Here is an 18,745-nt window from a genome sequence, read left to right on the forward strand (position 1 = left end):
TGTACTGCGATGCTGGCAGCGGGCTACAAAAAACCTTCCAGCGCTGAAGATGCGCGCTCGGGCAATTTTTCGGCTAATGACTTACAATGCTAATCAAATTGCTGCAAAAATTTTTTTATGTGCCGTTTGCTTGGCTACCTCGGGGAGCCGATTTTACTCGATACTATTCTGTACAAGCCGGAACATTCCCTAATTGTGCAGAGTTACCAGCCCCGCGAAATGACTTCTGGCGTACTCAATGCTGACGGTTTTGGTCTTGGTTGGTATCACCCGCACCTAGATAGTGACCCGTTTACCTATAAAAATGTACAGCCAATTTGGAGCGACATTAACCTTCCGAGTATCAGTCGGTACGTTGAATCCGGATGCGCGATCGGATACGTTCGCAGTGCAACTTCAGGACAAGCTCTAGATTTGAGCAACTGTCAGCCGTTTCAGAACGATCGCCTGCTGTTCGTACACAACGGCTTCGTGAAGAATTTTCGGCAAACTCTTTACAGACCAATTCGCGATCGGCTCAGCGATACGCTTTATCAATCAATTAACGGCACTACAGATTCAGAGCATATCTTCGGCTTGTTTGTCAATGAATTGACAGCCGCAAATCTAACTCTAGAAGCTGCTTTGCAAAACACGCTGAAAACTTTGGCAGAGCTAGCAAACTTTCACCAAGTAGAATTTTCAGCTAATATAATTATCAGCGACGGAGACCAGCTCGTTGCTTCTCGCTTTGCTTCCCAAAAAGCCCCTCCTTCCCTCTATTGGGTGCGAGACGATTTAAATTTCCCGGATTCCGTCATCATTGCTTCTGAACCTTTATTTGCTGGTAATTGGCACGAGTGTCCAGTCCAGAGCATTATCAGTACCGGAGTAGATCGTGATATCCAAATCTATCCAATCTTGTAGAGAGGCAATTTATCACGATTTGCAGCAGTGTCGCCGCGGCACTTTCAAGCTATTTGCAGACATCGACTACGATATTTTTTGCCGCCAAGCTCATCCTGATTTCAGTCCGGTTGGCTGGCACTTAGGTCACATTGCTTATACTGAGGATTTGTGGCTGTTGCAGCGGTGTGCTGGGTTGAAGCCGGTCTTTCCTGAGTATCACCAACTGTTTGCTGCTGATATTTTGCCGAAAAAACAACGGGTTTTTCTGCCGACATTACCTGAAGTTGAATTATATCTGGATGCGGTGAGAAAAAAGGTGTTAGATTATTTGGAAGTAGCGCCGATCGACGCTCAAGAACGTCTCTGGCGGTTTATTATTCAGCACGAAAGCCAGCACTGCGAAACAGTTGCTTTCGTGCTGCAAATGCAAAGGAAGAGGGAAGAAGGAAGAGGGAAGAAGGAAGAAGGAAGAGGGAAGAAGGAAGAAGGAAGATTAATTTCCAATTACCGATTACCAATTACCGATTACCAATTACCAATTACCGATTCTCCGGTAATTGAAATTCCGGGCGGGGAATTTTACATGGGAAGTGATGCTGCTGAGGCTTTGGATAACGAGCGATCGCGCCACCTATGTTATTTAGAAGCATACTCGATCGATCGCTATCCCGTCACTTGCCGTCAATACCGAGATTTCATGGAATCCGGCGGCTATCAAAACCCTGATTGGTGGTCAGCGGACGGCTGGAAATGGCTGCAAGTCGAAGCCGTCTCTCGACCGCTTTACTGGTCAGAAAATCCAGCTTTCAACAACCATCCAGTTTGCGGTGTCAGTTGGTACGAAGCCGAAGCTTACTGCAATTTCACCGGCAAACGTTTGCCATCGGAAGCCGAATGGGAAAAAGCTGCGAGTTGGGATGCCACCAATCAAAAATATCGCATCTATCCTTGGGGAGAAGAACACCCAAACGGCAGCCTGTGCAATCACGGCAATAATATTGCCAATACCTCGCCTGTTGATGCCTTTCCCAAAGGAGCAAGTGCGATCGGCTGCTGCGATATGTTGGGCAATGTTTGGGAGTGGACTGCTTCAACCTTTGACGCCTATCCGGGATTTGAAAGTTATCCTTACAGAGGATATTCTCAAGTTTATTTTGATGGAGAACACCGGGTTTTAAAAGGCGGGAGTTGGGCGACTTTTCCGCAGGCACTGCGATCGAGCTTTCGGAATTGGTATTATCCGGGCGTGCGGCAAATTATTGCGGGTTTTCGCTGCGCTAAGTAGTTTGCTATGTAATTATAACTGCTATCAAATTTATTCAGATTTACGACTTAATTACTCGGAGTTTTCAGAGGACTAAAGTGCTCAAAAATTGCCCGATAACGCTGATTTTACGGACATCAGCTCAATAGCCCGAAAGGGAAGTTGGAAGGAAATTTGGTTGCGAAATGCCCAAGTTTTTCCGATTTAAGAAGCTCAAGGAAAACAAGTTTGGTTAATTATTCAATAATTCTTGTGGATAAATTTTAAGTTTTTATTGTGGATGCGATCGCCATCGGGTGAGACAATACATAACGTAGATCGGCATGAAAAATCTGACTTGAGCGCGATATTTGGCAACGCGACTGCGTGCTATACCCAGATGTGCATCTAAAAATTACTTTATGAAATCCCCAAGACTGTCCGACACGGCAAACTCAGCCTCAACCAAAGAAAACCGACTTCACTTAGAGCGATTGGTGAGCGCTGCGGCACCGACACCCGCAGAAATCAATGCTGGCAGCGATGCAGTTAGCGGGTTGACTCAAAACCCCAAATCCCTGCCTCCAAAGTATTTCTACGACGATCGCGGATCAAACCTGTTTGAGTTGATTTGCCAGTTGCCGGAATACTACCTGACACGCACTGAGACGGCAATTTTGCAGGGGTGCGCGGGGGCGATCGCCAATTTAACGGGCCCCTGCGAAATCGTGGAACTCGGCAGCGGCAGTTCCACCAAAACTCGGATTCTCCTCGATGCTTACAGTCAACTGGAATATCCCCTGCACTATTTGCCGATCGACATCAGTCCTAGTATCCTAGAAAGCAGCGCTTGTCAACTGTTGGCAGATTATCCGTCGCTCCAAATTCACGGACTTGTCAGCACTTACGAATTAGCCTTAGCTAAAATGGCACCGTCGCCGTTGCCAACCCGAATGATTTGCTTTCTAGGCAGTACCCTCGGCAATCTCAACGCTCAAGAATGCGATGTATTCTTCTCGCAAATTGTCGGTGCATTGCAGCCGGGAGAGTATTTTTTGCTGGGAATTGACTTAGACAAATCTAAGGATATTTTAGAGCCTGCCTACGATGACAGCCAAGGAGTGACGGCGGCATTTAACTTGAATATGCTGCGGCATTTAAATCGGAGGTATGAGGGAAATTTTGATTTAGCAAACTTCGAGCATTGGGCTTTTTACAATCAAGAGGAATGTCAAATTGAAATGCACTTAAAAAGTAAAAAAGCGCAAACAGTGCAGTTGCGCGCTCTGAATTTAACGGTTGAATTTGCAGCGGGAGAAACTATCCGCAGCGAAATATCGCGCAAGTTTAATCTCAATACTGTAAAACAAGAACTTTCGCAGCGCGGTTTAAAGCCGGTACAAGTTTGGACAGATCCAAATCAGTGGTTTGGCTTGATGCTTTGTCAGATGTCAGATGGTAATAAATGAGTTCTTCAGATATTACCCACAGTCAGGACACGGCACTGCCGCGTCCCTACAAATCGGGCGATGGCGGGCGAACCCCGCAAGCTAGGAGGTTTTGGGGTAGGGACACGGCACTGCCGTGTCCTCTATTTCTGTGTTGTCGATGGTTCTGAATTCAGCCTATCCTCTTAGCAATTACCAATTCCCCATTACCAATTAACAAATCGGCCGCTGTCCGGGTTTTACGGCGTGAATGTACTCGCTGCCCGAGGTCGGCCATCCCCGCTTGTAATAAGCTTCCTCCGGCTTCCCCCAGCCCAACTGCAACAAAATTTCCAGAAAATCCAACTTTTCCCAGTTCGAGAGACTGGCCCATTCTGTGCGCTGGGCTAGAGCCTCTACATCAATCGGCTCGATCGATCGAAAATCCTTCCCGCTGTTAATGCTTAAATACAAATCCATCCCCGCAGTTACCTGCTGCCAGAATTCCAACATAGAAATCTTAGCTGCCTTCAGCGTTATCAAATCAACCGGTAGAGCTATTAATTCGTCATCCACTGCCGGATAGCGTAGAGTATTGCCTTTAACCGCCATTTCCCGCCAGACAATCCCAGAAACTTGATGTTCCCGCTGGTATTCGTGCACGGCAGCCTTAAAATTTTGATAGGCAGTGAACTTCTGAACGCCCTCAGATGTGAGAAAGCGGTCAATCACGGGGTTGCCTGTAGCAGGGGTTTGAGTCAAGTTGAGGCGCCGCCCATGCAAGCAGGCTTGGCGCTCTTCTTCGAGGATTTTAATGAGTTCCGCCGTGCTGTAGAGCTTGGACATCTTTATTCAGGCAAAATCAAGATATTGGCTGATATTCGGCTGGTGTTCTCAACTAATCTTCGGTAAAGATAGTTTGGTTGTTCGGGACAATATTCAGTTTTGCCGTTATTCTAACTTTTCTTTGTGCTTAATTCTAGTTTGATAATTTACAGGAGTCGATCGCACAAATCGCAACAGCCTCTTAAAAAAAGAAGTTAAGAGCATACCGAATCACGAACTAGACTAAAAACTCCACCGCAGACGTACCTCGCGCGATTTGATTTTTTGCCAAAAACAAAGCCCCCTCCTTCGAGGGGGCAAAACTGACTTAGAGGTTTGCGAGTTTTATTTGGCGAGTCGAGAGAACAACCCCAAAAAAAAGCAGCATTCGCAACTGCCGTCAACTACCAAAACTCAAATTTTCAGTCTCAAAGCTTAGTAGCGTCCGCGTGAAGAGCGATCGTTGTCGCCCCAGCCACCGCCGCCGGAGGGGCGTTTGTTGTTGTTCTCGCGAGGTTTGGCTTTGTTGACTTTCAAGTCGCGGCCCATCCATTCAGCACCGTCTAGAGCTGCGATGGCTGCTGCTTCTTCAGCCTCGCTTGCCATTTCCACAAAAGCAAAACCCCGCATCTTGCCTGTTTCCCGGTCCATTGGCACTTGGACGCGGCTTACAGTACCGTATTCGGCAAATACTTCGCTGAGGTCGTCTGATGTTACCTCATATGAAAGATTACCCACGTAAATCGACATAAAATCTCCAGAATCATTAGGGTGCAGAGATTTAGATTCGGAGAGACGCTTGTAAATAAACACCAACAAACTACGCAACCGAATTTAATTCTTGGAAAACCACTATAACATGAAGCCAGCAGAATCAGCAATTGGCTGTCAGAATTTTCAATTAGGGGTGCCGTCTGGCAATCGGCAACAGAAAATATTCGTGATAATTGAGATCTGACTCTCTTGGTATCATCAGCTTGGTTTCTTGCTGCAGGATCGAGCACAGAGCAAAGATTTTTTGTCTCTGTTAGCCGGTTGATTCGGTATTATTGAGAACAGTGCGCGATCTCAGTTATAACTGAGATCGCGCATTTTTCTGGAACAGGCAGGATACCTGCCTGTTCCACCAGATATCAATATTTTTAGTCGCAGATTCATCTTCTGATTAGTTAATGTTTACCGATAATTCATATTATTTCCTATCGAAAAACCTCATTACAAATATCAGGATTATTTTACCGGACACGATATTATTACTTCGTCGATCGACTTTCATCGGATATAGCAATACTATTTAATTTGTCAATTAGATTTTTTTATGCACTGCAGAGGGCGCAGAGAAGGCAGAGGAAGAGAAAAGAAGGAAAGTTTTATGAGTGTTCGCTGTCAGATAACAGCACGGCTTATATCTCACAGCGAGTGTCCCGCTAGCGAACAAGATATATCTCGCTTCGTACTCTGACAGCGAACACTACGAAAGAAAGCTATCCTTGGGATGCTGCCATTACCACTTTCCTGACATCGCGCCCTTCAGTCTCAATTCTTCTCGATTGACTAGAGCTTCGTAGTAATCTGGTTTGATTTCCAGGGCGACTCCGTAAGAGGTAATGGCATCTTGAGTCCGCTGCAATTTTTGCAAAACGTCGCCGCGCTGCGCCCAAGCTTCCCAGTTGTCGGGCTTGAGTTGAATCACTTGGTCAAAAGCGACGAGTGCTTCGGAATAGCGCTGCATTTTCTCCAGGATTAAACCTCGCTGCACCCAGCCTTGATAGCTGTCGGGCCAGATAGTAATTGCTCGATCGTATGATGCTAGAGCTTGTTCGTACTGCTGCAAATTTGAGAAAGCGTTGCCGCGTTTCAACCACGCTTCAAAATTGTCGGGCACAATTTTAATTACGCGGTTGTAAGCTGCGACGGCTTCTTCGTAACGCTGCAATTTTTCCAGCGCCGCGCCTTGCTGCAAACCTACTTTTGATGTAATTTCTGCTTCCGAACTCAGAGATATTACTTTATCAAAACAGGCGATCGCTTCTTCGTATTGCTGCAATTTTTCCAGTGCTTCGCCTCGCAAATTCCAAGCTTCTAGAAAATTACCTTCAATTTGTAGGGCATTGCTGTAAGCGATAATAGCCTCTTTGTAGCGTTCCAATCCTGCCAGGGCGATGCCTCTACCCAGCCAAGCTTCGGGGAAATTCGGATTAATTTGAATGGCTTTGTCAAAAGCAGCGATCGCCCCTTCAAAATCTCTCGTTTCTGACAGTGTTTGACCGCGCCCGATCCATGCTTCGGCATAAAAAGGATTAATTTTAATTGCCTGCTCGAAACAAGCAATTGCTGCATCGGGCCACTGGTATTGGAGGGCCATTCCTTTATAGAACCAAGCTTCGCAGTCGTTGGGCTGCATTTGCAGTACGCGATCGTAAGCTGTCACCGCTTCTGCATATTTGTGCAATTTTGCTGAAGCAATACCCCGATTGAACCAAGCCAGACTATTTTGCGGTTTCAGTTGAATGGCGCGATCGTAAGAAGTTACAGCTTCAGCGTAGCGTTCCGCCTTCATCAAAGCCAAACCTCGGTTCAGCCAAGCTTCCCCATTAGTCGAGACGAGTTTCAGCGCGCGCTCGTAAGCCGCCACGGCATCAGGGTAGCGCTCCGCTTGCAGCAAGGCGTTGCCTTGCCGGCACCACATCGCGGGCAAATTCGGATGAATTTGGGTCGCTCTTTTGTAACAGCTTGCTGCTGCATCCCACTGCTGCAATTCCTCTAATACTCTGCCCCGCTGATACCAAGCTTCGTGCTTTTCTGGATTGATTTGAATTGCTTTGTCTAAAGCTACGATCGCTTCTGAGTGATTCTGCAAACTTAACAGTGCACTCCCGCGCAGCATCCAAGCCCAATATTCTTCGGGATTAATTGCAATAGCTCGATCGGCGCAGACTACCGTTTCTGCGTAGGAGTGCAGTTGCTTGTAAGCTTTGCCCAAATTTAGCCACGCCCGGGCCCCGTCCGGATTAATTTGAACCGCTTTTGCGTAGCAAATGATTGCCGCTTCGTACCTTCCCGATGCGTACAATCTATTGCCCCGATCGTAATCTGGAAATGCTGCAAAAGCTCTAAAAATCGGCGGCAGCAGTGCTGGTTGGGGGTTTGAGGAGTTTTCTGTAGCCGAAGTCGAGAGGTCTGGCATACGCCTTGCACATAAAAAATTTAGTGGGATAACAAGCTGGCGGTCTTATATATTAACTTATGCTTTTCTTAACTCGCTGCTGTTTTGAGACAAATTTAGCATATCAGGTTTGGTGCGACCAATAATGTTCACTTAATTGTAGTAGGTATAAAATTATGCACCCTTCCCGCTTTCGGTACACCGCTGTAAAATACGCTCAGTCGATTTTCGATTTTCGATTTTCGATTGACCGAAAGCATCCAGGATACAAGCCCCCGGATTCATCCGTCCAGAAATAAAAAACCTGTATCCGATAAAGGAGCCTCCGAATTTATCCGTGGGGTCAATGCTTCAATCGAAAATCTAAAATCTAAAATCTAAAATCGATTGACTCCACAGATGAATCTGGGAGCTTGAACCAGAGTCTAAAATTTTGATCTCTCCACGACGAGTGTCGGAAACTTGTATCCGTTTTTGGGCGGGGTCAAGACACAAGCAAATATGTCCTAATTAAGGTTTAAAACCAAATTTAAGATGTTAGAGTTGCACGCGCTTTTAGATTTCACGGACTGTGATTGGGGGTCGATCGACTCGCACCCCAGTTATTGGTACGAAGGCCGTTGTCCTCAAAGTGGCGAGCTGGTGAGACTGCCGCGCACTCGAATGTCTGAGGATCTCGCCCGGGTTTTGATGCAGTACCTTGCTGTTGACGGTGCCTACGCTCGCGAGGGCAAGATGTACGGCATATTGCTGGTGGAGATGCCTTCGGGGGAGCAAGGGATACTCAAAGCATTTTCCGGGCTGCTGAACGGTTGCAGCATTGTTGAAGGCTGGGTGCCACCGATTCCGGGACGAGATCGAGTTGCTTTCGAGGAAGCCCGCACGTTAGCTCAATTGGAGGCGATGAAACAGGAACTTATTGCACTGAATCAACTCCCGCAGCGACAAGAGTATGAAGCCTTATTTCGGGAGTTTGAATTGCAATTGCAAGTTTTGAGCGATCGGCAGCGCAATTGCAAGCAGCAGCGAGACGAAAAACGCCAGTTAGTGTGTCAAACCCTCGCAGCAGAAACACTAGAAATTGCCCTCGAACAACTGAATCAAGAAAGCCGCTTGGAGGGAATTGAACGCAGGCAATTGAAACGGCAGCGGGATGAAACTTTGCAGCCGCTAAAACAATTAATTGAAGCTGCGGATCGGCGGATGCGGGCGCTGAAACAGCGGCGAAAAGAACTTTCCCGCGAACTTCAGACGCAAATGCACGCGGCTTACACTCTGGTGAATTTTTTGGGGAAATCGCGATCGATCTCTTCATTGATGCCAACTAATTCTATTCCCACTGGCACCGGCGACTGCTGCGCGCCAAAATTGCTCCACTGCGCGGCAGCACACAATCTGAAACCGCTGGCAATGGCTGAGTTTTGGTGGGGGCCGCCATCGGGGGATAAGATACAGGGAGAATTTTATGGCGCTTGTGGCGATCGGTGTCAGCCGTTGATGGGTTTTTTGCTGTCAGGATTGGCTCAAAATCCGATTATTTCTAATATAAATGAGGGTTTGACGGGCGGGCTAGAAACCCACCCCACAAGAAATAATATTTCTTGTGGAACGGGCATCTTGCCCGTTACGCAAATGCTACCGATTATTTATGAAGACAAATGGTTAATTGCCGTCAATAAACCCTCTGGCTTACTGTCAGTTCCAGGTCGTTATTTGGAAAATCAAGATAGTGTTTTAAGTCGTTTGCGTAACTTGTTGCCTGATAGTTTGGATTTGACTGCGGTGCATCGTTTAGATTGGGAAACATCGGGTATTTTGCTATTGTCGCGAAACAAAGAAACTAGCAGTCAACTCAGGCAGCAATTTGAAACAAAGCAGGTTCACAAAGTTTATGAAGCGGTGCTTTCAGGTACTGTAAAAATTGATGCGGGGACGATCGATCTTCCGCTTTGGGGCGATCCAGAAAATCGCCCTTACCAGCAAGTCAATTGGGAGTGCGGAAAGCCCAGCGTTACTCGCTTTCAGGTAATGGCGAAACAGGGAAATTGCGATCGCGTCGAGTTTGTGCCGCTGACGGGACGCACGCATCAATTGAGGGTTCATGCAGCGGATGTTAGAGGGTTGGGAATACCGATTTTGGGCGATCGACTTTACGGATGTCGGGCTGCTGCGAACCGGCTACACTTGCACGCGCGGGAACTTTCCTTTGAGCATCCGCAGTTGGGAGAAACGCTATACCTAAAGGCAGAAACACCATTTTAAGCTGAGGGCGATCGGGGAACGATCGATATCTGTAGAATAATCAGTATAGGAATCTCAACTCGCTTCTCTTCAGGAAACCTTAAAATGGTACAGACTCCCACTAAAACCCTTACCCTAGGAGAGTTTCTGAAGCTGCCGGAGACGGAACCCGCCAGCGAATACATTAATGGAACGATCGTCCAAAAACCAATGCCACAAGGAGAACATAGTGCACTTCAGACTGAATTGTCTCCCGCCATTAACTCGGTTGTGAGGTCAAAAAAGATTGCACGAGCTTTCTCAGAACTCCGCTGCACTTTTGGTGAACGATCGATTATACCCGATATTTCCGTATTCTTATGGAGCAGGATTCCTCGCAAGGAAAATGGTGAAGTGGCTAATGTTTTCTCAATTGCCCCAGATTGGACGATCGAAATTCTTTCGCCTGACCAAAGCCAAACTAAGGTAACAAAAAATATTCTGCATTGCTTGAAGCACGGAACGCAGATGGGTTGGCTGATTGACCCATCTGAGCAATGTGTATTTGTTTACTTAGCCGATCGACCAACAGCATTTTATGACGAACCGGATGTACTGTTACCAGTGCCAGAATTTGCAAGAGAATTCAATCTTACAGTAGAAGGTTTATTTAGTTGGCTGCTAGATTAATGACAAATAAAGTTGACTTTTCAAACGCCATTTTTTTACATAAAAAGTGCAGCAATAAATTTATTTTCACGGTCGAGCATCGTGAAATTTTTCAATTTGAGTTAACAAGTCTAATAACTTTCGATCGCGCGCTGCTGCAAAGCGGCTACACTTGCACGCGCGGGAACTTTGCTTTGAGCATCCGCAGTTGGGAGAAAGGTTGCACTTACAGGCGGCGACCCCATTTTAAGCTGAGGGCGATCGGGGAACGATCGATAATCGATCGTGAATATGTGATGCCGTTAGCATTCCGGGTGATGGATTCAAGTTATATTAAGCTTGTCCCCCGACAATCCGTGCGGAGGATATCACCTTAATTAGGTTAACAGGTAACAGTTAACCGTTAAGGGATTTACCTCATTTTTCAGTTGATAAAACCTCAAGATTATGACTGCTCAAACAACTTCTCCACTCCTACTCAGTTCCTTCAAACTCGGAGATTTACCATTAAAAAACCGGGTAGTCATGGCACCCCTGACACGCTCCAGAGCCGGTGAAGCGCGGATGCCCAACGCCTTGATGGCAGAGTATTACACTCAACGAGCCTCCGCTGGTTTAATCATTACAGAAGCTACGGTGGTTTCTACTCAAGCTAATGGTTGGCTCAATACGCCCGGTATTTATTCAGACGAGCAAGGCGAAGCTTGGAAACAAGTTGTGACTGCGGTTCATGCCCGCGAAACGCCGATTTTCATGCAGCTTTGGCACTGCGGGCGGGCTTCCCACAGCAATTTTCATGAAAACAATCAATTACCAGTTGCAGCGTCTGCCATCAAAATAAACGGAGAAGGCATTCATACCCCTCTAGGCAAACAACCCTACGAAACTCCCCGCGCTCTAGAAACGGCTGAAATCTCGATCGTTGTAGAAGATTATCGCAAGGCGGCGGAACGGGCAAAAATAGCAGGTTTTGACGGTGTAGAAATTCACGCGGCTAACGGCTATCTCATTGACACGTTCCTGCAATCCAAAACCAATCACCGCACTGATTCCTATGGAGGTTCAGTTGAAAACCGTTACCGTTTTCTTAAGGAAATTGTCGAGGCGATTATCACAGTATTTCCGGCAAACAGAGTGGGAGTTAGACTTTCTCCCAACGGTGTTTACAATGACATGGGTTCTCCAGAATATCGGGAAGATTTTCTGTATTTCGCAGGGCAGTTAAATGCCTACGATTTAGCTTACCTTCACTTGGTGGACGGTCTGGCTTTTGGCTTTCACGAATTGGGAACGCCGATGATGATAAGTGAGTTTCGCGATGTGTTTGCAGGGCCGCTCGTCGGCAACTGCGGATATACTCAAGAACAGGCTGAAACTGCCCTGAGCAGCAAAGTTGCGGATTTAATTGCTTTTGGTCGGGATTTTATCAGCAATCCGGATTTGGTAGAGCGTTTTACTAATGGTTGGCCGCTCAATCCGCAGGCTGAAGTGGGCGTCTGGTATTCTTTTGGGCCTGAAGGTTATATCGATTTCCCTAGCTATCAGGAATCTCAAGCTATTTCCTGAGCGTCAGATTACATGGATGACACCTGCTGTTAGATCCCAGACTTCTTTAAGAAGTCTGGGATCTGGGTAATCTAAAATTGATTGACTGCTTCGTAATCTTCCCAAGCTGCTTTTGCACCAAATTCGACGATCGCACTCAAATCACAAGCATATTCTCCAGCACAGCTAAAAGAACCAAGTTCCAAGACATAAAGCTCTCCCTCAGACTCGCAGATATCGATCGTGTAGACAGATTCTGGATACCAACTCACTTGTTTGAAAACTTCGCTAAGATAGTTTTCTAAATATCCTCCGCCGATCGTTTCATCAACTCTTTCTTCTCCGACTAAATAGAGAGAACCAGTAATAATGTGATTTTTATAAACAAAAAATCTCCATTCTTTCGCAATCGGTCGTTTGCCACTGACTAATACAAAAGTGGTTTCATCTCTTTTTAATTCGCTTCCCAGAGATTGCATCGTGTTTAAAATATTCAGGTTAAAAACCCCGGCTCGAAATGACTTCATATTGCTATCAGGTCGGACAAACAAATCTCCATCGGATTTGAAGTATTCCAGAATTTCGGTCTTTCTTCTGACCAATTCGCCCAAAGAAAGAAGAAAATATTTGTTATTTAACAAGTATTGACCAAAGTAAGTGTAGTAACTGGAACAACGGAGATGCTTTTCGTCCATATAAGCGCCCGGAATCCACGGAGTTCTTAAGATATCCCGACCTAAATTTAGGGTTCCCATGAATAAAACACAATCATCAGGGGGAAAATATTGATGAGCTGCTTCTGGGCGAAAATTGAGATATTTAGTTTGTTTGTAAATGTATCCTTGTTTCTGCAATTCTGCTAAAAATTCTGTTTCGCGATTGTAAATATTTTGTTCGAGCAACCAATTTACTTTTTTCATGGCAGTCTTGCGTTCGATCGGTGTTTGAGGGGCAACTCCCGCAAAGAGAGCGAAAATGACTCGATCGATCCCAATGGCAAAAAGGCAGTTGAGATCGAGAACGTTTCCCCATATCCTAATAACCATAGGGTACTTCAAAAAATTAGAGCTGCTAGCTCAGCTTTTGAGTGCCTGAAAATAATCAATAGCGGAAGCGCTTTTAACAAGATGGCACAAAATCATAAATCAACGGTTATCATCACCGGCGCTTCCTCCGGCGTCGGTTTGTACGGCGCGAAAGCTCTCGCAGACAAGGGATGGCACGTAGTCATGGCCTGTCGGGACGTGCGGAAAGCCGGAGACGCCGCCCAAGAGTTGGGCATACCTGAAGGCAGTTTCTCCATCATGCAGATTGACTTGGGCGATTTGGACAGCGTGCGCCAGTTTGCTCGGGCTTTTAAGGCAAGCGGCAGGCCTCTGGACGCTTTGGTGTGCAACGCCGCCATTTATATGCCTTTGATTAAGGAACCGCTGCGGAGCCCGGAGGGTTACGAGTTGACGATGACTACCAATCACCTGGGTCATTTCCTGCTGTGCAACCTGATGATGGAAAATATGAAGCCTTCCTACTATAACGATGCGAGAATCGTGATTTTGGGAACTGTTACTCACAATCCAGACGAGTTGGGCGGGAAGATTCCGCCGCGCCCGGATTTGGGCAAGTTTGAGGGTTTTGAAGCGGGTTTCAAAGACCCGATTTCGATGGTTGACGGCAAGAAGTTTGAACCGGTCAAGGCTTACAAAGATAGCAAAGTTTGCAACGTGCTGACGATGCGGGAATTGCACCGCCGCTTTCACGAATCCACGGGGATTACTTTCACTTCGCTTTATCCGGGATGCGTGGCGGATACGCCGCTGTTCCGCAATCACTATCCCCTATTTCAGAAGCTGTTCCCGCTGTTTCAGAAGAATATCACCGGGGGTTACGTGTCGCAGGAGTTGGCGGGGGAAAGGTTGGCGATGGTGGTTGCCGATCCAGAATACAAGCAATCTGGGGCTTATTGGAGTTGGGGAAATCGCCAGAAAAAAGATGGTAAGTCTTTTGTGCAGAAGGTTTCTCCCCAGGCCCGCGATGATGAAAAAGGCGAGCGGATGTGGGAGTTGAGTGCTAAGTTGGTGGGATTGGCTGACGGGGCTCAAATGGGTGCTGCGGCTGGTGCGGGCCGCTCTGCATAATTCATAGTTAGAAACCCCTGATATAAGACTAGGCTGTTGAAACCGCGTCTGGGCACAGGAGGTCTGCCGACGCGGACTCAAGAATAAAGGGGGTATTAAAGTCGGATTTGGTATGATACACCAAAATCAAAGAAACCGGGTTTGTTAGTGGATCTGCGGGCTGTAACTCACATCTTGCACTATTCTTAAGAACAGGCAAGATGCCTGTGAAGCGAGAAAATTTATCTCTTGTGGAACAGGCATCTTGCCTGTTCATAAAAAGATTATTGAGAATGGTGCAAGATCTCAGTTGTAGCGCGTCTTTTCGGACACAACCCGGTTTCTGGTTTACCCTGGCGTGCAGGGCTATTCTGGTTGCTGCCTTAGCATGAAAGCGTAGATTTTGCAACCAAAAAAAATTGGTTTTTTTTACCGTTTACGATCGACTTACACGATATTTTTTCGGATAAAAACCCGGTTGATGCGTAAGAGTTGGGAAAGGAACAAGGGTCGATCGACCTTTTGCTTTTTAGCGCCTGCGAAACTCTTTGCGGCGACGGCTGTTTCTTTTTTTGCTGTTAAGATTGATTTTTACTTGAGGGTGCTCACTTCCTGGAAATATTTTCCCCCACTTAAGCGAGATAATAATTAGATCCTATGGCTTGTCGATCGCAAAAACTATTTTTACTCGCTGGAATTTTTGGGTTAGTTTGGCTGGGAAAACCAGCGAAAACATCCGCTAGCACAGTTGAAATTTTGACTTCAAATGTTAAGGATTTGGCAGCAGTCAGCAGCGGAGGCGATCGAGCTGTAGCCCCCAACGATACCACTTTTGACAAACGCGAAGACTTGCCGATAAAAGACGAGGAAACGCAGTTACCCGCAGAGTCAGAACGATCGGTGGCGGCGGAAACTCCCGACTTACCGCCGTCCGCGGCAAATTCAGTCGATGTGACATCTTACACCATTCTCAAGAACAGGCAAGATGCCTGTGAAGCGAAGAGTGAGTTTTCTTGTGGGGTGGGCATCCTGCCCGCCCGTAAAAGGCTTATTGACAATGGTGCAACTTCTCAGGCCGATCGCACATTCAGCACAAAAACTCAAGAAACCGAGATTTTAAACCGAGATCACAAGCTAGAAGAAAATATTGGCATAAAAAAAACCAATTTGGGTATCGATCGAGACTCGCAACTAAGCCAACTGCCGAACCCAATTCTCCCCCGAGACCCCGAATTACCAGCTCCTGAGCCGCCGCAACCGCCTGCGCCGTCTCCCCTCCAACCAACGCCGCTAACACCAGTTCCCGGCGATGCTAGGCCGGAGATTCCGGGTACAATTCAGGTCGATCGCTTTGAATTTGAGGGCAACACGGCTTTTAGCGATCGCGAACTCGCAGAAGTTATTAAAGAGTTTGCGGGGCGCGAAATCACCTTTGCGGAACTGATCGCAGCCGAAGCAGCCGTTACTCAAAAATATGTAGCTGCAGGATACATCAATTCCGGCGCTGTAATTCCCGCCAACCAAACCTTTCCGAGATCGGGAGGTGTGGTGACAATTCGGATTGTAGAAGGCGGATTAGATGAAATTGTGATTACTGGAAACAGGCGCTTAAATTCAAATTACGTGCGATCGCGCCTTGAGCGCGCTACCAGACGGCCCCTCAACCGAGATCGGTTGCTGGAAGCCTTGCAACTGCTGCAACTCGACCCCTTAATTGCCAATATTTCCGCCGAACTCCAAGCCGGAAGCCGCCCGGAAAACAGCCGTTTAGAAGTGCGGGTAAAAGAAGCAGACAGCTTTAACGGTGAAGTGTTCGCAGACAACAACCGATCGCCCAGCGTCGGCAGTTTTCGGCGCGGTGTTCGCATCAATCAAGCTAATTTGCTCGGTTTGGGCGACGGATTAGAGGTATCTTATGCTAACACCGACGGCAGCAACGAATTCAACGGCAGCTACACAGTTCCCGTCAACGCGCGCAACGGCACGATTGGGTTCGCTGCGGGTGTTGCTAGCACCAACATCATTGAGGAACCCTTCGATGCTGCTGAAATTGAGGGGAAATCGCGGACTTACGAGTTAACTTACCGCCAACCGATTGTCGAAAAGCCCGATCGCACTTTGGCTTTGGGACTGAGTTTTTCGCGGCAAGAAAGCGACACATTCCTGTCGGGGGAACGATTTGCGCTTTCGGCGGGAGCAAATGAGCGCGGCGAAACGCGGGTTTCGGCTGTGCGGTTTTTTCAAGAATACGTGCAGCGGAGTTCCAGCCAAGTGTTCGCGGCGCGATCGCAGTTTTCCCTCGGTACCGATTTTTTGGGCGCTACTGCGAACGATAGCGGGCCCGATAGTCGCTTTCTGGCGTGGCGCGGACAAGCGCAGTACGTGCGGCTGCTAGCACCAGAAACCTTGCTGATAGTGCGTTCAGACATTCAATTAGCCGATCGCCCCCTGCTTTCCCTCGAACAAATCGGGATCGGCGGCGTTCAAAGCGTGCGCGGATACCGCCAAGATTTGCTGTTAACTGATAGCGGTGCGATCGCGTCTGCAGAAGTGCGAATACCGGTTTGGCGTGTCCCAGAAGTCCAAGGATTGTTGCAAGTGGCTCCGTTTATCGATTTTGGGGTAGGGTGGAACCATTCGGAGGAAAAGGCGAATCCTGACTCGGATAAACTTCTGGGTGCGGGTTTGGGGCTGGTTTGGCAGATGGGCGATCGGTTGAATGTGCGTTTAGACTACGGTATTCCTTTGATAAATGCTCGATCGGGCGATCGAACTTTGCAGGAAAAAGGCATCTACTTTAGAATCAATTATTTTCCGTTTTAAATTGTAGGTTGGGTTGAGTGCGATCGAACCCTACGCTTCGCTTCGCCCAACACTTTCATCTTTAGCGCTGACGGTCAAATTTTATTAAGTGGCGGCCTCGATCGCACGATTAAACTGCGGGATGTCGCAACCGGACGCTAGGGCTATAGCAAAATAGCCTATCCAAAGGTATATTTGTGAAAACATACCGGATAATGTATTGACAATCCACTTTGTTTGTGAAAACATACGTAAAGTACAGGATAACCAGCCAATTGTTTGTAAAATCTAGTACATTGTTCAACTTATATTCACAGCAGAGGCTTTATGGCTTTAGTCATTCCAGGCGTAAAGGGACATTTGGGCAACACTGACTTCTATCAGGCAACGATGAAAGTTCGTGACCTAGTACAAGGAGTACGGTCGGCTAGCGAACTTGATGAGTGGACAACAATGAGCATTGAAGAGCGGATACAGCGCGACCCAGACCTAAAACGAGTTAAGGAGCAGATTGCTCCCTACATAGCAGAGTCCAAGGATCGATTTTTTGGTGCAATGGTTGTATTAGTCTACAAGGGGGAAATTTACTTTGATAGTCTGAGAGACTGGGTATCTAATAAAGCTCCACGCGCTTATCAATCAGTCTCAGATAATATTGGTGTACTTACAATAGATGGTGGTTCCCTCATCATGCTTGATGGACAGCATCGCCTTCTAGCTCTTGAGAAGGTAATAAAAGGTGAGGTGATTGGATCATGCCGCGAGGATGTGCCAAATGATGATGTCTGCGTCATCTTTATTCAGCATGAAAGCAATGAAAAAACACGTCGGATATTTAACAAGGTTAACCGCTACGCAAAACCAACCAGCAGAGGCGACAACATTATTACAAGTGAAGACGACCGTAGCGCCATCATTGCTCGCCAATTATTAAATGAAGGAGCGCCGTTGGGTGTTAAAGCGCGTGGAAGCAGCGATGTTGTTGAATGGAAGAGCAATGCACTTGCGGTAAGAAGCAAAAAGCTGACGACAATTAGTGCTGTGTATGAAACCGTTAAGCTTATTCTTAAAAGCGAGGGTGTAGCACTTGACCCTAATAATCGTCCATCAGAAGAAGAATTAAATCATTACTACGAAACAGTTGAAAAATTTTGGAACGTTGTATTAGACGGCTTACAACCCTATAAGGAAGCCCTTGAAGATAGCAGTCGCATACCTCAAATGCGAAAGGATGATCAACCCTACTCGCTCTTATTCAAACCAGTTGGTCAACTAGCTTTATTTAGAGGACTAATTGCAGCAACACGCGACAATCGATTGGCGCTGCGCGAGGCAGTGCGACGAGCCAGCAAAATAGATTGGCAAATGTCATCAGGAATCTGGACAAATTTTCTTGTAGCTCCCAGCGGTTCTATGCTTAGGGGAGAACAGCCACCAGTGCAGGGAGGTAAGCTGATTCATTACTTAATCACCGCTGACAAGATGACTGAAGAGGAAATTGCTGATATTCAGCGAGAATACAACATCGCACATGGAATAGACCTTAATATTGACGAATCGCTTCCATTACCTAAGCCTATTGCTGAAATTTTTCCTACGGCTGTTGGAACATAGGTCTGTCTCATAATTTGTGGCACATATATTCAGGGAACTACTTAACGGGGGTGGTTCTCTGTTTTGTTTCAACTCTCGTAGTTGGGTTGTCATCCGCCACCATACTGACAACCCAGCAAGCTAGCTTATAATTGTATCGCAGTTGCGGCAAAATACAGGGTAAACGCATCTAAATTAAGTTGACAAAAAATCATATTTGTGCCTGAGCTAGTATCTGAGAAAACCATTCTTA

General features: G+C 46.9%; 14 protein-coding genes. 10 read left to right on the forward strand and 4 right to left on the reverse strand.

Annotated features, from left to right (window positions below; translation table 11 throughout):
- Positions 1–117: 117 nt before the first annotated feature.
- The 3 genes from egtC to egtD all read left to right on the forward strand — a co-directional run bounded on the left by egtC (position 118) and on the right by egtD (position 3,600).
- A complete protein-coding gene (gene egtC / locus QUA20_RS18820; protein ID WP_333190597.1) occupies positions 118–906 on the forward strand; it encodes an ergothioneine biosynthesis protein EgtC in 789 nt (262 codons plus the stop codon).
- Positions 878–2,173 (forward strand): ergothioneine biosynthesis protein EgtB, encoded by a 1,296-nt coding sequence (locus QUA20_RS18825; protein ID WP_333190598.1) that lies wholly within the window; start codon positions 878–880, stop codon positions 2,171–2,173. Before egtC ends, QUA20_RS18825 begins: the two co-directional genes overlap by 29 nt.
- Positions 2,174–2,553: 380 nt before the next feature.
- Positions 2,554–3,600, forward strand: coding sequence for an L-histidine N(alpha)-methyltransferase (egtD, locus tag QUA20_RS18830; RefSeq protein ID WP_333190599.1), 1,047 nt, complete (start codon positions 2,554–2,556; stop codon positions 3,598–3,600).
- Positions 3,601–3,792: 192 nt separating this feature from the next.
- On the opposite strand, the gene QUA20_RS18835 is transcribed toward egtD, so the two are convergent.
- The 3 genes from QUA20_RS18835 to QUA20_RS18845 form a co-directional block, all read right to left on the reverse strand.
- Positions 3,793–4,404: a hypothetical protein gene (locus tag QUA20_RS18835; protein ID WP_333190600.1), complete on the reverse strand. Its 612-nt coding sequence runs from the start codon at positions 4,402–4,404 to the stop codon at positions 3,793–3,795.
- 414 nt (positions 4,405–4,818) lie between these two features.
- The gene (locus tag QUA20_RS18840; RefSeq protein WP_172191763.1) at positions 4,819–5,133 is read right to left on the reverse strand and encodes an RNA recognition motif domain-containing protein; all 315 of its coding nucleotides are present in this window, start codon (positions 5,131–5,133) and stop codon (positions 4,819–4,821) included.
- 754 nt (positions 5,134–5,887) lie between these two features.
- Complete coding sequence (locus QUA20_RS18845; RefSeq protein WP_333190601.1) at positions 5,888–7,570, reverse strand: tetratricopeptide repeat protein; 1,683 nt, start codon at positions 7,568–7,570, stop codon at positions 5,888–5,890.
- Positions 7,571–8,083: 513 nt separating this feature from the next.
- Between QUA20_RS18845 and QUA20_RS18850 the strand changes: the two genes are divergently transcribed.
- The 4 genes from QUA20_RS18850 to QUA20_RS18865 all read left to right on the forward strand — a co-directional run bounded on the left by QUA20_RS18850 (position 8,084) and on the right by QUA20_RS18865 (position 12,004).
- On the forward strand, positions 8,084–9,811 hold the full coding sequence (locus tag QUA20_RS18850; RefSeq protein ID WP_333190602.1) for a pseudouridine synthase: 1,728 nt from the start codon (positions 8,084–8,086) through the stop codon (positions 9,809–9,811).
- An 84-nt stretch (positions 9,812–9,895) separates the two neighbouring features.
- The gene (locus QUA20_RS18855) at positions 9,896–10,459 is read left to right on the forward strand and encodes a Uma2 family endonuclease (RefSeq protein ID WP_333190603.1); all 564 of its coding nucleotides are present in this window, start codon (positions 9,896–9,898) and stop codon (positions 10,457–10,459) included.
- Entirely contained in the window at positions 10,459–10,815 is a 357-nt protein-coding gene (locus QUA20_RS18860; RefSeq protein WP_333190604.1) for a hypothetical protein, read from the forward strand. Before QUA20_RS18855 ends, QUA20_RS18860 begins: the two co-directional genes overlap by 1 nt.
- Positions 10,816–10,885: 70 nt before the next feature.
- A complete protein-coding gene (locus QUA20_RS18865) occupies positions 10,886–12,004 on the forward strand; it encodes an alkene reductase (RefSeq protein ID WP_333190605.1) in 1,119 nt (372 codons plus the stop codon).
- Positions 12,005–12,075: 71 nt separating this feature from the next.
- Here QUA20_RS18865 and QUA20_RS18870 read toward each other — a convergent pair whose 3' ends face one another.
- The gene (locus tag QUA20_RS18870; RefSeq protein ID WP_333190606.1) at positions 12,076–13,029 is read right to left on the reverse strand and encodes an ATP-grasp domain-containing protein; all 954 of its coding nucleotides are present in this window, start codon (positions 13,027–13,029) and stop codon (positions 12,076–12,078) included.
- 81 nt (positions 13,030–13,110) lie between these two features.
- On the opposite strand from QUA20_RS18870, the gene QUA20_RS18875 reads away from it, so the two are divergent.
- From QUA20_RS18875 to QUA20_RS18885, 3 genes are all read left to right on the forward strand, one after another.
- Complete coding sequence (locus QUA20_RS18875; protein WP_172192481.1) at positions 13,111–14,118, forward strand: protochlorophyllide reductase; 1,008 nt, start codon at positions 13,111–13,113, stop codon at positions 14,116–14,118.
- A 636-nt stretch (positions 14,119–14,754) separates the two neighbouring features.
- Entirely contained in the window at positions 14,755–16,920 is a 2,166-nt protein-coding gene (locus QUA20_RS18880; RefSeq protein ID WP_333190607.1) for a ShlB/FhaC/HecB family hemolysin secretion/activation protein, read from the forward strand.
- A gap of 306 nt (positions 16,921–17,226) precedes the next feature.
- Positions 17,227–18,513, forward strand: coding sequence for a DNA sulfur modification protein DndB (locus QUA20_RS18885; RefSeq protein WP_333190608.1), 1,287 nt, complete (start codon positions 17,227–17,229; stop codon positions 18,511–18,513).
- Positions 18,514–18,745: the final 232 nt, after the last annotated feature.

The sequence above is a fragment of the Microcoleus sp. Pol7_A1 genome (genome assembly GCF_036701085.1).
Classification (GTDB): Bacteria; Cyanobacteriota; Cyanobacteriia; order Cyanobacteriales; family Microcoleaceae; genus Microcoleus; species Microcoleus asticus.

Excerpts from the sequence above, each read along its gene's own strand:
- QUA20_RS18860 (WP_333190604.1), top strand. The coding sequence starts at position 10,459 with ATGACAAATAAAGTTGACTTTTCAAACGCCATTTTTTTACATAAAAAG.
- QUA20_RS18855 (WP_333190603.1), top strand. The coding sequence starts at position 9,896 with ATGGTACAGACTCCCACTAAAACCCTTACCCTAGGAGAGTTTCTGAAG.
- egtD (WP_333190599.1), top strand. The coding sequence starts at position 2,554 with ATGAAATCCCCAAGACTGTCCGACACGGCAAACTCAGCCTCAACCAAA.
- QUA20_RS18845 (WP_333190601.1), bottom strand. The coding sequence starts at position 7,570 with ATGCCAGACCTCTCGACTTCGGCTACAGAAAACTCCTCAAACCCCCAA.
- QUA20_RS18865 (WP_333190605.1), top strand. The coding sequence starts at position 10,886 with ATGACTGCTCAAACAACTTCTCCACTCCTACTCAGTTCCTTCAAACTC.
- QUA20_RS18835 (WP_333190600.1), bottom strand. The coding sequence starts at position 4,404 with ATGTCCAAGCTCTACAGCACGGCGGAACTCATTAAAATCCTCGAAGAA.
- QUA20_RS18870 (WP_333190606.1), bottom strand. The coding sequence starts at position 13,029 with ATGGTTATTAGGATATGGGGAAACGTTCTCGATCTCAACTGCCTTTTT.
- egtC (WP_333190597.1), top strand. The coding sequence starts at position 118 with ATGTGCCGTTTGCTTGGCTACCTCGGGGAGCCGATTTTACTCGATACT.
- QUA20_RS18850 (WP_333190602.1), top strand. The coding sequence starts at position 8,084 with ATGTTAGAGTTGCACGCGCTTTTAGATTTCACGGACTGTGATTGGGGG.
- QUA20_RS18840 (WP_172191763.1), bottom strand. The coding sequence starts at position 5,133 with ATGTCGATTTACGTGGGTAATCTTTCATATGAGGTAACATCAGACGAC.
- QUA20_RS18880 (WP_333190607.1), top strand. The coding sequence starts at position 14,755 with ATGGCTTGTCGATCGCAAAAACTATTTTTACTCGCTGGAATTTTTGGG.
- QUA20_RS18875 (WP_172192481.1), top strand. The coding sequence starts at position 13,111 with ATGGCACAAAATCATAAATCAACGGTTATCATCACCGGCGCTTCCTCC.
- QUA20_RS18885 (WP_333190608.1), top strand. The coding sequence starts at position 17,227 with ATGGCTTTAGTCATTCCAGGCGTAAAGGGACATTTGGGCAACACTGAC.